This window comes from Rhizobium sp. 11_C7_N12_5 (genome assembly GCF_051811145.1).
Taxonomy (GTDB): Bacteria; Pseudomonadota; Alphaproteobacteria; order Rhizobiales; family Rhizobiaceae; genus Rhizobium; species Rhizobium lusitanum.
Genome location: NZ_JBPWPY010000002.1, coordinates 1,105,236 through 1,119,093, shown reverse-complemented (window position 1 = coordinate 1,119,093; position 13,858 = coordinate 1,105,236). Strand labels below are relative to the sequence as shown.

12 protein-coding genes and 4 pseudogenes are annotated in these 13,858 nt (G+C 58.3%); 11 read left to right on the top strand and 5 right to left on the bottom strand.

The window, feature by feature from the left end; genetic code table 11:
- Positions 1–131: 131 nt before the first annotated feature.
- The 5 genes and pseudogenes from AB8B29_RS24265 to AB8B29_RS24245 form a co-directional block, all read left to right on the top strand.
- Positions 132–722 (top strand): helix-turn-helix domain-containing protein, encoded by a 591-nt coding sequence (locus tag AB8B29_RS24265; RefSeq protein ID WP_245297535.1) that lies wholly within the window; start codon positions 132–134, stop codon positions 720–722.
- On the top strand, positions 715–1,974 hold the full coding sequence (locus AB8B29_RS24260; protein WP_037199087.1) for a type II toxin-antitoxin system HipA family toxin: 1,260 nt from the start codon (positions 715–717) through the stop codon (positions 1,972–1,974). The genes AB8B29_RS24265 and AB8B29_RS24260 overlap by 8 nt, the downstream gene beginning before the upstream one ends.
- A gap of 253 nt (positions 1,975–2,227) precedes the next feature.
- A complete protein-coding gene (locus AB8B29_RS24255; RefSeq protein ID WP_037199086.1) occupies positions 2,228–2,728 on the top strand; it encodes a carotenoid oxygenase family protein in 501 nt (166 codons plus the stop codon).
- Positions 2,671–2,835, top strand: a pseudogene (locus AB8B29_RS24250) (HipA N-terminal domain-containing protein); the annotation flags it as partial. The gene AB8B29_RS24255 and the pseudogene AB8B29_RS24250, both read left to right, overlap by 58 nt.
- Positions 2,835–3,146, top strand: a pseudogene (locus AB8B29_RS24245) (methyl-accepting chemotaxis protein); the annotation flags it as partial. The pseudogenes AB8B29_RS24250 and AB8B29_RS24245, both read left to right, overlap by 1 nt.
- Before the next feature lie 207 nt (positions 3,147–3,353).
- On the opposite strand, the gene AB8B29_RS24240 reads toward AB8B29_RS24245, so the two are convergent.
- Positions 3,354–4,265, bottom strand: a complete 912-nt coding sequence (locus AB8B29_RS24240; RefSeq protein WP_037199171.1) for an AraC family transcriptional regulator — start codon at positions 4,263–4,265, stop codon at positions 3,354–3,356.
- A 91-nt stretch (positions 4,266–4,356) separates the two neighbouring features.
- On the opposite strand from AB8B29_RS24240, the gene AB8B29_RS24235 reads away from it, so the two are divergent.
- From AB8B29_RS24235 to AB8B29_RS24215, 5 genes are all read left to right on the top strand, one after another.
- The gene (locus tag AB8B29_RS24235; protein WP_037199084.1) at positions 4,357–5,184 is read left to right on the top strand and encodes an oxidoreductase; all 828 of its coding nucleotides are present in this window, start codon (positions 4,357–4,359) and stop codon (positions 5,182–5,184) included.
- Between the two features lie 352 nt (positions 5,185–5,536).
- Positions 5,537–5,935: a DUF3313 family protein gene (locus tag AB8B29_RS24230; RefSeq protein ID WP_051963996.1), complete on the top strand. Its 399-nt coding sequence runs from the start codon at positions 5,537–5,539 to the stop codon at positions 5,933–5,935.
- A complete protein-coding gene (locus AB8B29_RS24225; RefSeq protein ID WP_081938809.1) occupies positions 5,932–6,261 on the top strand; it encodes a DUF932 domain-containing protein in 330 nt (109 codons plus the stop codon). The genes AB8B29_RS24230 and AB8B29_RS24225 overlap by 4 nt, the downstream gene beginning before the upstream one ends.
- Positions 6,262–6,707: 446 nt before the next feature.
- Positions 6,708–6,962, top strand: a complete 255-nt coding sequence (locus AB8B29_RS24220; RefSeq protein ID WP_439006743.1) for a type II toxin-antitoxin system Phd/YefM family antitoxin — start codon at positions 6,708–6,710, stop codon at positions 6,960–6,962.
- A complete protein-coding gene (locus tag AB8B29_RS24215; RefSeq protein ID WP_037199082.1) occupies positions 6,962–7,387 on the top strand; it encodes a type II toxin-antitoxin system VapC family toxin in 426 nt (141 codons plus the stop codon). The genes AB8B29_RS24220 and AB8B29_RS24215 overlap by 1 nt, the downstream gene beginning before the upstream one ends.
- Before the next feature lie 108 nt (positions 7,388–7,495).
- Here the strand turns inward: AB8B29_RS24215 and AB8B29_RS24210 are convergent.
- A pseudogene (locus AB8B29_RS24210) lies at positions 7,496–7,657 on the bottom strand (NADP-dependent oxidoreductase); the annotation flags it as partial.
- A gap of 186 nt (positions 7,658–7,843) precedes the next feature.
- A complete protein-coding gene (locus AB8B29_RS24205) occupies positions 7,844–8,794 on the bottom strand; it encodes an NmrA family NAD(P)-binding protein (RefSeq protein ID WP_439006742.1) in 951 nt (316 codons plus the stop codon).
- A 73-nt stretch (positions 8,795–8,867) separates the two neighbouring features.
- On the opposite strand from AB8B29_RS24205, the pseudogene AB8B29_RS24200 reads away from it, so the two are divergent.
- A pseudogene (locus tag AB8B29_RS24200) lies at positions 8,868–9,672 on the top strand (AraC family transcriptional regulator).
- 432 nt (positions 9,673–10,104) lie between these two features.
- On the opposite strand, the gene AB8B29_RS24195 reads toward AB8B29_RS24200, so the two are convergent.
- Positions 10,105–12,519, bottom strand: coding sequence for a phosphoketolase family protein (locus AB8B29_RS24195; protein WP_113119633.1), 2,415 nt, complete (start codon positions 12,517–12,519; stop codon positions 10,105–10,107).
- A gap of 70 nt (positions 12,520–12,589) precedes the next feature.
- Complete coding sequence (locus AB8B29_RS24190) at positions 12,590–13,774, bottom strand: acetate/propionate family kinase (protein WP_113119632.1); 1,185 nt, start codon at positions 13,772–13,774, stop codon at positions 12,590–12,592.
- Positions 13,775–13,858 lie beyond the last annotated feature (84 nt).

The window sequence follows — 13,858 nt, the reverse complement described above, 5'->3', positions numbered from 1 at the left end:
CAGCATTGCTACACTGATATATGATTATGTATATACAGAGGCAGTGATACGGTTCTGTATATCACGCTTGCACTGCCTGCAGAACTATTTATATATTATCCTGTATATACCCCATCATGTGATGCAGGATAATGATCGTGGCATATAAGACAGAGCATATAACGCAGCAGTTACGCGCTGCCAGGGAAGGGCAGAAGGTAAGCCAGCGTGAGCTGAGCGCACGTTCCGGCCTGACGCAGAGCCATATTTCCCAGATCGAACGGGGTACAATGGAGCCTGGGCTTGGCAGCCTGGTAGATGTGGCGCGCGCGCTCAACCTCGAAATCATCCTTGCGCCAAAAAAGCTGATGCCGGCGATCCGCAACATCCTCGATAGTAGCTCGGCGTCGAATGACGTCCTCACATCCGACCAACGCAAACTGGTTGCCCGTCTCGAGCGATGGTCGGCGCGGCACGGGTATGGGGTTGGGACGAGCGCCGACGCATTCAAGGATAGCCTGGGCCTCCTGCGGCATCTGCCTCTGACTCCCGACGAACTGGATATCCTCAGGCGGGCAGCCGACCGGCTTGAAAATTCTCAGGCCGACAAGATGTCACGTCAGGAAATGAGTGCGATCGCCCGCGAGATAAGGCAGCTGCGCAACATTGCGGTGCATCGCGACCGTGATGTCGCGATCCCGCGCTCGGCCTACGCGCTGGATGAGGAGGACGAGGATGCCTAAGGTCACGGTACTCGATGTCAGGCTAGACGGAGAACCGGTCGCGACCCTGACGAACCTGCAAGACGGGCGCACTATCTTCGCATTCAACGAGGCCTATATTGAAGACGAGAAGCGGCCGACACTCAGCTTGTCCTTCAAGGACCCGTTCGGCGCTCTGATCACCAAGTTCCGGCCGTATAATCTGGTCGTCCCGCCTTTCTTTTCGAATCTGCTGCCGGAAGGGCCGCTGCGAAAATACCTCGCTGAACGTGCCGGCGTAAAACAGACGCGGGAATTCTTCCTGCTCTGGGTGCTCGGTCGCGACCTGCCCGGTGCAGTGACGGTCTATCCCTCCGAGGGTGATGACCTGCCGCCCGATGACGAGCAGGCTTCTATCGAAGCGCGACCGAATGCGTTACGCTTTTCGCTGGCCGGTGTGCAGCTGAAATTCTCGGCCTTCAAGAACAACACGAAGGGAGGCGGCCTGACTATTCCGGCCGAGGGTACAGGTGGATCATGGATCGTAAAGCTGCCCTCCCAGCAGTATAGCGGCGTGCCAGAAAACGAATTCTCCATGATGACCATCGCTGGCATGATGGGAATGGACGTGCCGGAGATCCAGCTGGTCGAGCTGGATGCGGTGAGCGGCCTGCCACAGGGTGTGGGCGAACTGCACGGGCAGGCGCTCGCTATTAGGCGTTTCGACCGCACGCCGGAAGGTCCGGTGCATATCGAGGATTTTGCGCAAGTGTTCGGCGTGAAGCCGGATGACAAGTACAGCAAGGGCAATTACCGGATGATCGCCCGCGTCCTTGGCATCGAGACGAGTACGGCCGACGTGGCGGAGTTCATCCGGCGGTTGGTCTTCAGCACACTGATCGGCAATGGCGACATGCATCTGAAGAACTGGTCTCTGATCTATCCCGATCGCCGCACTCCTGCGCTCTCGCCGGCTTACGACTTGCTATCGACCATCCCCTATATCGAGGGAGAGGATACGGCCGCGCTTAACTTTTCACGCACGAAAAGAATGACGGAGCTATCGAAGGACGAGCTTGCACATCTGGCCGCCAAGTCGGCGCTGTCCGAAAAGCTGGTCCTCGACACCGCACGCGAGACGGTCGGACGGTTCACGGATGTGTGGAAAAGCGAGAAAAACAACCTGCCGATGGCCGCGAAGGTGCGCGAGACTATCGATGCACATCTGCCCACGATCGAGCTATATCGGGAATTCACTGAAGCTACCTATAAAAAGGTCACGATCGGAAGATGAAGCCCCATCGGCCAGGCTGAAATCATAGATCTATATAAGGTGCATCTTCCGAAGATTTCCCTACTGGAACAATGTGAATCCTGGAACGACTTCACCATCGGCAAGGTCACGGACCACCGCCACCGCATGCCTCGCGCGGGTGAGGGCAACATAGAGTTTTGCTTCTCGTTATTCTTCGGCCCGCGTCTCCAGATCGGGTGCAGCAGCGGAGAATAGTGCTCTCCGCTCGTCTGCGCTTGAGCGAAGGATATCAATGAAATCCTGGCGCACGTTCATCCTTTCCGTCGTGGCCGAGCGAAGTGCCTCCATCCTCCGGCGGCGGCGGATCGTTGATGCTCAAGGCCGCAAGACACGAGAGACGTGGATTGTTGCTCCGTATGCCGCAATGATCCATGATTTCGCGGTCACCGAGAATTACGTGATCTTTCCGCTGATGCCACTTACCGTAGACGCTGAGCGGCTCCGTCAAGGCGCGAAGCACTTTCAGTGGCAACCTGGGCTTGATCAGCTTTTCGGCGTGCTCCGCCGCGATGGCGACGGTCGCGATGTACGTTGGTTCACGGCTCCCAACGGATTCCAGGGGCACACGTGTTGGTTTCCACGCAGAACTGAGCCGGCTCAGTTCCGCGCGGAAACCAACAATATGAGTCAAATTGAGGATCTACGCGATGCGGATCTGCCGGTTGATCGCATCGGCTATTGCCGGACGAGGGCGCTCGGCAACGTCTTGCTAGCGCGCTGGGCCTCTCGGTAGGGAACGCCTTCGGACTGCTGGAAGTTATCGGGGGCGAATGCGCGGGTGCCTTGTCACTCTACCCCACAGGCACGGCGCCCGAACTCTCAGGTCAGTCCCAAACCGAGCCGCAGTTGAAGAGACGGCAGCAGCTCTGGAAAAAATCACGACGACAGTTGCGGATTCGACCAAGCGAGCCCAGGAGGCCGGAGCCCTCATTGCGCGAACCAAGGCCGGAGCCTAGCATTCCGGTGATGTGGTCCGCCAGGCTGTCATCGCGATGGAACGGATCGACAGGTCGTCCGGAGAAATCTCCAACATCATTGGCGTGATCGATGAAATCAACTTTCAAACCAACCTTCTCGCTTTGAACGCTGGTGTCGGGGCCGCCCGTGCCGGTGAAGCAGGCAAGGGATTTGCCGTGGTTGCCCAGGAAGTGTGAGGGTGGCGTCGCCTTCTGATCTCTTCAAGAGCTTTGATTTCACTGTAGCCCACCTCTGGCTCGGAGCGCATCGCGCGGATATATGACAATATACCGTTACGCCCGCCGCGCCTCGAGCTCGATTGTACGCCTGCCCGGATTGCCGTACTGCGTCGGCCTTTCCGTTCGCGCAACCAGTACTCGCTTGCTATACCAATTCGGCAATTAGGCCTGATCTCCAAGGTGATGTTGGACCCACTTAACCTCTTCCGATGCGGTACGCCCGAAATGCCGTTTGAAATCGCGGCTGAATTGGGCGGGGCTGACATAGCCGACCGATGCAGCCACGTCTGCAATGGTCCCGCTCCGGCGGGCGATCATCAGCCTTGCCTCATGGAGTCGCAGCGCTTTCACATACTGCATCGGACTTGAGCCCGTCAGGTCCTTGAAATGAACGTGGTACGAAGGGACACTCATTCCCACGCTTTTAGCGAGATCCGCGACGGCGATTTCGACTGCGTAATTCTTTCGCAACCAAGCCACGCTTTCAACCAGTTTTCCCGACGTCCCCTTTCGCTGCAGGGCCGCGATCACTGCGCCACCTTGCGGCCCTGACATGACCCGGTAATGCAGTTCACGCAGGATAAAACCTCCAAGCACGGCGACCTCGATCGGGCTACCGAGCATCGTCAGCAAGCGTAGCAGGACACCCTCAATGTCTTCGCTCATTTTGCTCGAGAGCAGCCCTATCGGCTTGGCGATTGCGGGACCGGCGTGTTTCTCGACCTGCATGGCGATCTCAGCCGCCATCTGCATGTCGAATTCAAGATAGATAGCCAGCAGTGGCCGCTGTGGACTGGCCGAAGACGTCATCCGGAAGGGAACGGGTACCGAAACGGCAAGATAATGGTCCTCGTCGTAGAGGTAGACTTCCCCGTCCAAGATGCCGTATTTGCTCCCCTGCAATACGAACACAGCCCCCGGCTTATAGAGAACCGGAATGTCGTTGAGCACCGTTTCCGTACGGAGGATACGGACACAGCCGAGCGCAGTCTGATTGTAGCCGAGACGAGGAGCTAGTTGTCCGGCCAGGACGACAAGCCGGTCATGCCTGAGCGGCCGCCGTTCGCTATTCATAGGATTTGGCAAAGCTTTGAGAGGATCCGCGATCGATTTAGAATCTTCTCCAGATTATCTGTCATCCACGGTTAATCAAGGAGTTTCAGAAATGTCGAGCAAAACGTTTTTCATAACAGGTGCGAATTCGGGCTTCGGGTTGGCGATCGCCGCGGCTGCAATCGACGCCGGTCACAGGGTCATCGGGACCGTCCGATCCGAAGCTTCGCGTGAAGCGTTGGCGAAGACGCTCCCGTCACTCCGTACAGACATCTGTGACGTCACCGAATTCGACCGTATTCCGGGCGTGGTCCAGCAGGTGGAGGAAGAGCATGGCCCGGTCGATGTGCTGATCAATAATGCAGGATATGGTCATGAGGGCGTGCTCGAAGAATCGCCAATCGAGGAGATGCGCCGCCAGTTCGACGTGAATGTGTTCGGTGCCGTCGCGGTGGCCAAGGCGTTTCTTCCGAGGTTCCGTGAGCGCCGCAGTGGCTTTATCGTCAACGTCACGTCGATGGGTGGTATGATCACCATGCCCGGCATCGCCTATTACTGTGGCAGCAAGTTCGCGCTTCAGGGCATTTCTGAGGTCATGCGTTCGGAAATGGCGCCTTTCGGTGTTCACGTGACGACGCTTTGCCCCGGCTCATTTCGGACAGACTGGGCAGGCCGTTCTATGGTCCGCACGGAGCGTTCCATCGCGGATTACGACAGCCTGTTTGATCCGATCCGCGAGGCGCGTCAGGCCGTGAGCGGCAAGCAACTCGGCGATCCTGATAAATTGGCAGCGGCTGTCTTGATGTTGGTGGATTCCACCAATCCTCCGCCGCAGCTCCTTCTCGGTAGCGACGCCTTCAAGCATGTGTCGGCCAAGTTGGAGCGCCTCCAACAGGAAATCAATGCCTGGAAATCCGTTACATTCTCGACTGATGGCTAGAGATCGTAAATTTTTCGAGCCTCACGGTGCTCTGCGCCGTCGAGTGGACGAGTGCGCTGCAGCCAAAGCAGCGTAGTGAGCTTGAGGCAAAGCTGGCCGCTGGAACTCGCCACGACCGCCGTCATCATCAACGCGATCTCGCCTGGACCCACGGAGATCGAACTGTCTCGGACGAACAACCTCTCGCAAGCGACAGTGCGCGACGCCCATCCGGTCTTGCTGCAACAAAACGCAATATTCCTGGAATGCTGTCGAAACGCCCGTAGCTGATTATGGGTCGCGCCCCTTATGCGCCGTCTCCGGATGTGGGTCCGGCAAGGCTGAACGACCGCTCTGGAGCGAGGAGACGAAAATGGATGCACTCCTGCCGATCGCACGTACCTGTCACAGGGCGATACTCATCTTAGCAGTGAGCGCCCTCTGTGCATCGTGCTCTACCCAACCTGTTCTGTACCGGGAACTGTCGTCGAGCCGGCAACTGCGCGCAACCAGCCCGCAGACGGATCATCGGGTCGCTTTCAACACGGACCTCGACCCGGGTGCCCTCAAGCCTTACGCTTCAGTTATCTTGGAGCCTGTGCGGATCTATCGCGGCAAGGACAGTCAGTTTGGAGATCTGTCCGAACAGTCCAAGACAGAACTGTCCCGCCATGCCGACCTTTATTTCAGACGTGAACTGGCACACCAGCGGGAGATCGTATTGATTTGGCCATGGGCTGACAGGAAGCGTTGCGCTGACGAGGCGATTTGAACCGCGATGAAAAGGATATTGTCGCAGGCGCCGCCCATGTTCTCATATTTGGCAACAGCGAAGGGGAAACGACGACGCCGATCAAGGCCGAACAGTTGCTTTTCCCCCGCCGTCATGAAGACCGCGCGGACGATCTATGGACGCTCTGGAACGTGGTGCAGGAAAATGCCATTAAGGGCGGGTTGCATGGCGTTGGCCACGACGATCTCGGAAGGCCGCGCCGTGTCAAGTCCCGCGCCGTCAGCGGGATCGATCAGGATATCAAGCTGAATAAGGCACTGTGGTTGCTCGGAGAGCGGATGGCGCAATTGAAAGCCGGCAGGTGATTGCGCAGTGAGATCGCGCCGCCGGCACAAGGCGGCGCAGCTTCTCAGCCCGCTTTGCCGTCCCTTGCCGCATCGAGCGGCGCGAGTCACGGACGAGGGATGCGCCTGGCGCCCCACCCCTCGAAGCTCCCCGCCCGCCCATGAAAAGCGGAGCGCAAGGAGCAGGGGCAGTCGGTCCCGCTTCCCCTTGGGGCCACCATGTTGAAGCTCCTGCGGCTGCCCTTGTTCCGCTCCTTGCACGTCGAGAACTCCCGAAATCCCGGCCTGTGGCCGGCGCTCGCACTGATTTCTCCGATACTCTCCATCACTTCCGGATCACACCTCGCTCGTTTCACCTCGCGTCGGCACGATCGGCGGCCGTGACTGCTTCTTGCAATTCCAGCTTCGGTGAATTAAATGTGGTTACGTAACTACAAATATCGGGGCTACAAACGTTGGAGTTTGCCATGACCGTCACCACGCTTTCAGGCCGTGAACTCAATCACGATCTAGGTCGTGCAAAACGCGCCGCCAAGGACGGCCCGGTCATCATCACTGACAGGGGACGGCCCGCGCACGTCCTCCTGTCGTTCGACGAGTACAAGCGGCTTACCGGCAAAATGCGGACGCTTGGCGATATGCTAGCCGCGCCAGGAGCAGACGACGTTGACTTGCCGCTCCCGCAGCGCTCTGAACATGCTAAGCCGGTTGACCTGTCCTGATGCTATTACTCGATACCAATGTCGTGTCTGAGCTGCGCAAAGTCGCGAGCGGCAGGGCTGATCCCAATGTCGCAGTCTGGAACGAAACCGTCGATCCAGCCGAAACCTTTATTTCGTCCGTGGTCCTGCACGAGCTGGAGATTGGCGTTCGGCTGGTGGAGCACAATGATCCCGTCGCCGGGAAGGTACTGCGCAACTGGCTGGAAAACACGGTCCTCGGGGCATTTTCCGGTCGTATCCTCCCGTTGGATGAGCCGGCCGCCGTTCAGGCGGCGAAATGGCATGTACCCAATCCCAGGCCGATCAATGACGCTTATATCGCGGCGGTAGCCTTCACCCGGCGTATGACTCTGGTCACACGAAACGTCAAAGATTTCGAGGGCATGGGAGTGAACCTCGTGAATCCGTGGGATATGTCTGCATAGCAGTTTTAGATTCCAACTGAATCTTCGCTCTCGATTCCAGGACTTCGCCGATCGCGCGGCCATCCATCGGCTCGTCAACTTTGAACGGTGGGATGTACTCCGCGGATTGTCATCCATGCGCGGACGCATGTAGGGATCTACTGAAAGCCAGAGATTTCTTACGTGGATATGTCCCACTTCGAGGCTCGGCAGCGCGATCTGCTTCAGCTCAAAATTCCCGAGACCAGGCCTGCCAATCGGCCGCGACTTAAGATGCCATGCATAGGCCATTACGTGTCTCCATACTGTTCATGATTTAAACGTTGCCAATCATCACGTCCTAGACACGCACGTCTGCCGTTAAGCCCAGTGTCGTCCTGGCGGCGTTAAGATTCGACATCATCCTGGCCCCATTCTCCGCATCCACCTCCGCCAAAAGGCCGCCGCAATCGTGGATTTATGGGATTGGATCAGTCCTTAAAGTTCAGGCTTTGCGCTCCACGTATAAAATGTTTCGGGTTCGCGTTCGCTCGCAACCGACTGCAGGTAACGCGGCTTCCAAACATCTCTGATGAAGGCTTCCATCTTTGTGGGCAACTGAGGACGCAGCGGAGGGGCGTCACCATAGAAACGCACAACACCATTGTTGTACGCGTCAGCACTCAGGTCGTCGTCAAGCCATCTATCCGGCGTCCCAAAGCGATTGAGAAATTCGGCTTCAACATCCTTCCGCTTTCTGTCGATGCGGCGATACTCCACTGGCTTGGCGATCTCTTTGCTGATGATCGCGGCTAACTCAGTCATCGTGAGATCTTCCGAACCGACCTCCCGGATGACGCGGTGTTCGCCTGTCGGACTGGTCAATTCCTTAGCCGCAAGATCGGCGATGTCATCCGTCGCCACCCATGGCATCTTGAGATCTGGCTTATAGAACCAGGCGATCCGGCCATATCTTGCGACTGACTCCGTCCAGGCCGCCGTATTCTCCATGAACCAGGCCGCCCGCAAATGCACCATGTTGATATTGCTGAGTTCATTCAGCTTTTCATCGAGGATGTAGAAGCACTCCGAATGGCCGGTCTTCCCATTCACGTCCGACCCCAAAGCCGACAAACTGACAGCCAGCTTGACTGGAGACTGGCTAAGCGCATCGACAAAGCGCTGGGCAACCACCGGATAGTGCTCATGAATATTGTTCCAGTCGGTCTTGACCATCAGGAATGCGGCATCGGCATCCTGAAAGAACCTGTCGAGTTCTCCGACGCCTGTGTCAAAGCTTCCAATAACTGGCTCTGCCCCGATCTTGACCAGTGCGTCGAGGGCTGGACCGCCCCTTGAAAGGGCCTTTACCTGATGCCCTGCGCTCAGCAGAGTCCGAGTGAGCTTGGCGCCGATCCTACCGGTTGCGCCGACGACAGCAATTCGCATGACAGTCTCCATCAGGTTGTTGATCACCACTTGTAGCGGATTGCAGTGCGCGCGAATTTAGAGATAATGCCATATGATCTCCAAATCCGGCCAATCTGCGCAGAAGCCGCGCCCCTGCATCCCCGACTTCGATCCCGACCGGTCGGATTGCCCGGCAGTCGCCGTGCATCTCGACTTTAGCGACTACGAAGCCGAGGTGCCGCAGCACCAGCACCGTCAGGGCCAGCTTATCCTCGCCTTGCACGGCGCCGTCACCTGCACGGCTGCAAACGGCCTCTGGATTGTCCCCCCAGACTGCGGGGTCTGGATCCCGGGTGGCGTGCCGCACAGCAACCCGGGTTACGTCCAACGCCCGCCTGTCCTACCTGTTCGTCGAACCCGGCGCGGTGGCGCTGCCGCTGGAATGCTGCACGCTGTCCGTATCGCCGATGCTCCGCGAAATGATCCTCAGCCTGGCAGATGTACCGGGCAGCTATGGTCCGGACGACCACGTCGGCCGCCTCGTGCGGGTCTTGCTGGACGAACTGGCGCTCATGCCAAAACAGGGGCTGGAGCTACCCGTGTCCAGCCACCCCAAGATCGCCATGATCGCCGCTGCGTTGACGGCGGAGTCGAGCGACCGCCGCACCCTTGGGGAATGGGTTGCCCACGTCGCCATGAGCGAGCGATCCTTGAAGCGGCTGATGTTTCAGGAAACCGGGCTGACCTTTGGCCGGTGGCGGCGGCAATTGCACCTGGTGATCGCGCTGCGCGAACTCGCCAGCGGCGCGACGGTCCAGAGGGTGTCGAGCGACCTTGGGTACGAGTCTGCCACCGCCTTCATCTTGATGTTCAAGAAGGCGCTCGGGACAACACCAACGCGCTACTTCTCAACCTGACCGGTCGCGTTGCGACCTGGGCGAAGCGTATCACGACCCGAAACAGACAAGTGTATGATCGCAGCAACCGCCGCCAAGGCAGATCGGGTCACTACCGCTCTCTTCGCCATAGGCAGCGGCCGATCATGTGCCCCGTTCTGGGCGGGCCGCTGATGGCCAAATTTGATGGTCATTTTGGACCTAGCCAATTTACATCGGCTTTGCCATTCGTGACCATGGCGTCTAGGGTTGGCTAAGTTCGGTATAGCCATCCTGGCCTCCTAGCCATGAAAGTTGCCCGCATCTATCTTCGGGTCAGCTCTGACGAACAGGACCTTACCCGCCAGGCTGAGATCGAGCACGGCCCGCGGTCGGCGGGCGACTACATCGCCGGGTGTCTACCGCGAGAAGGTCTCCGGTGCCCGTGCCGCTCCCTTGGTAAAAGGCATCACTTCATGACAAACGATCCCCATCGCCGTTATAGGGCCATTTCCAATTGCTGATTTCCGGCATGTCCTCACCGTATTGGCGAATGTAGCGACCATGTTCTTCGAGCTTGTCGCGGAAAAGCTTGATCACATCCCGTGCTTTTTCCTTGAGACCCGGCACGCGCTCGATCGCTTCGATGGCCAGATGATAGCGATCCAGCTCGTTGAGAACGGTCATGTCGAAGGGGGTTGTCGTCGTACCTTCCTCGATGAAGCCGCGGACATGGAAGTTGCGGTGGTTGGTGCGCCGGTAGGTCAGGCGATGGATCAGGTAGGGATAGCCGTGATAGGCGAAGATGACCGGCCGGTCTGGCGTAAACAACCTATCGAAGACCTCATCGGCGAGACCATGCGGATGCTGTTGCTTCGATTGCAGCGCCATCAGGTCGACAACGTTGACAACGCGGATCGACAGCTCGGGAATATTCTGGCGGAGAAGATCGACGGCAGCGAGCGTCTCCATGGTGGGGACATCACCGGCGCAGGCCATGACGACATCCGGTTCGACCGCGCTCTGTTCGTTGCTGGCCCAGTCCCAAATGCCGATGCCGGCTTCGCAATGCTTGACCGCTTCATCCATCGACAGCCATTGCAGCTCCGGTTGTTTGCCGGCGACGATGACATTGATGCGGTCATAGGTTTTCAGGCAATGGTCGCCGGTCCATAGCAGCGTATTGGCATCCGGCGGCAGGTAGATGCGCACTGTGTCGGCTCTCTTGTTGGCAACAACATCGATGAACCCCGGATCCTGATGGCTGAAGCCATTATGGTCCTGTCGCCAGACATGCGAGGTCAAAAGGTAGTTCAGCGAGGAAACCGGCTTTCGCCATGGCAGTTCGCGCGACACTTTCAGCCATTTGGCGTGCTGGTTGAACATCGAATCAACGATGTGAATGAAGGCTTCATAGCAGGAGAACAGACCGTGGCGACCAGTCAGCAGATAGCCTTCGAGCCATCCCTGGCATAGATGTTCGCTGAGTACTTCCATGACCCGGCCGTCTCGGGCAAGACTGACGTCATAGGGCTTTATCTCCTCCATCCACACTCGGTCTGTCACTTCGAAGACGCTGCCGAGACGGTTGGATTCCGTCTCGTCTGGGCCGAAGATGCGGAAATTGGCGTGATCGGCATTGAGGGTGAGGATATCGCGCAGATAATGCCCGAGAATCTCGGTCGATTGAGCCATTGTTCTGCCTCGCTCCGAGACGGCAACCGCATAGTCGCGAATATCGGGTACGACGAGCTCATGGCGCAGCAAGCCGCCATTTGCATGAGGATTGGCACCCATGCGGCGTTCGCCTGCCGGTGCCAGCGCACGTAGTTCCTCTTTCAAGCGCCCGTCGGTGTCGAACAGATCCTGTGGATTGTAGCTGCGCATCCAATCTTCCAGGATCTTTCGATGGCTGGGGTTTTCGCGGCAATTGGAAACCGGCACCTGATGCGCCCGCCAGAAACCCTCGACCTTCTTGCCGTCGACTTCCTTCGGTCCTGTCCAGCCCTTCGGGCTTCTGAGCACGATCATCGGCCAGCGCGGGCAGAAATTGCCCGGAGCGCCGGTGCGCGCTTCGGCCTGGATGGCGCGGATGCGGTCGAAAACCTGTTCGAAGGTCGCAGCCATTGCCTGATGCATCTGGTGCGGATCGGAACCTTCGACGAAGAAGGGTTCGTAGCCGTAGCCGATGAAGAGATGACGTAGATCCTCGTCTGTGTCGCGGCCAAGGACGGTCGGATTGGCGATCTTGTAGCCATTGAGATGCAGGATCGGCAGCACCGCGCCGTCGCGGGCCGGGTTGAGAAACTTGTTGGAGTGCCAGCTTGCGGCAAGCGGACCGGTTTCCGCTTCGCCATCACCGACGACACAGGCGGCGATCAGATCGGGATTGTCGAAGACGGCGCCATAGGCATGCACCAGCGCATAGCCGAGTTCGCCGCCCTCATGGATCGATCCCGGTGTTTCAGGCGCCGCATGACTCGGAATGCCGCCGGGAAAGGAAAACTGACGGAACAGCTTGCGCATGCCGTCCGTATCCGTCGAAATATCCGGGTAGATCTCGCTGTAGGTGCCTTCGAGATAGGTGTTGGCGACCATGCCGGGGCCGCCATGGCCGGGGCCGCAAATATAGATGATATTAAGATCGCGATTTCGGATGACCCGGTTGAGATGGGCATAGATGAAGTTGAGCCCTGGGGTCGTGCCCCAGTGGCCGAGCAGGCGCGGCTTGATATGCTCGACCGTTAGCGGTTCGCGCAGCAGCGGATTGTCGAGCAGGTAGATCTGGCCGACCGAGAGGTAATTGGCCGCACGCCAATAGCGGTCGATGAGGTCGAGTTCGGCGGCGGCGAGCGGATGTGTAAAAGTCGCGGCTGGCTGGTTTTCCATGTGGTTGCTCCAATTCGATATGGTCGTTCGTTAGGCTACCGCGAACGGCGCGATGGGCTGTTGATCTGGATCACTTGCTTGCCAGAACCGAGAGGGCTTCATTGGCGATGATCTGTTCCTCGTCCGTTGCGATGACGAAGGTCGCGACAGAGCTTGCCGAAGTGCTGATGACGGACGCGCTGGTGGTATTCGCTTCGCCGTCGAGGGCGACGCCCAACCATCGCAGACGGTCGCAGATCGCAGCACGGATTTCCGGCTGATGCTCGCCGATCCCGGCGGTGAAAACGATGCCGTCCAGGCCGCCAAGCGTTGCCGTCATGCGGCCGATTTCGCCAGCAATCCGCAAGGAAAACAGATCAATCGCTTCTCGCGCCTCAGGACGCTCGTCTTTCAGCAGATCGCGCGTATCACCGCTGATGCTCGATACGCCGAGCAGACCGGAGCGATGATAGAGCATGTCCTCTAGATTCCGCAGGGTCCTGGCCTTCGGCCCAAGAAGATGGAGCAACACGCCGGGATCGAGTGCGCCGCAACGCGTTGCCATCGGTATCCCGTCGAGCGTTGAAAACCCCATGCTGCAATCGCGGCTTTCACCGCCATCGAGGGCGCAGAGGCTGGCACCGTTGCCGAGATGGGCAACGATCACCTTGCTGGCAGCAACATCCGGAACGCGCCGGCGTAACTCCCCTGCAATGAAGGCATAGGAGAGACCATGAAAACCATAACGTTTGATCCCCTGATCGTGTAGGGCTCGCGGCAGAGCAAATCGGCGCACAAGATCACTTTGGGTTGCATGAAAGGCCGTATCGAAGGACGCGGTCTGGACGAGCGTCGGTCGCAGATGTTTGACGGCGCGGATCACACGGAGTGCCTGTGGTTGATGCAAAGGGGCAAGGGCGACCAACTTATCCAGTTCGCCGATATTGCCTTCGTCGAGACGAACAGGTCCTGTGAACTGATCTCCACCGTGAACCACGCGGTGACCCACGGCGCGCACCGCTGCCATATCGAAATGCATGCTAAGTACTTCGAATGCTTCTGCAATGACATCGCGCAGATCTTCGCCTCCTTCGGCGTGCAGGCGAAGGTCAAAGACGGCAGGTCCTTCAGTCAGATGAAAGGTGAGGGGCCTTCTGCTGAAATCCACAAGGCCCTTGCCGATACGACGCGCGCCATGCGCATCCCACTCAAACAGACCGATCTTCAGTGACGAAGAGCCTGTATTGAATGTGAGAAGCAGGTTGGTATCCGGCATAATGTTTCCTTCGGTTCAGGAGCCGGCGTTTCCCACGAAATGCCGGAAATGATCGGCTGTGGCGGAACATCTCGCCCGGCTTTG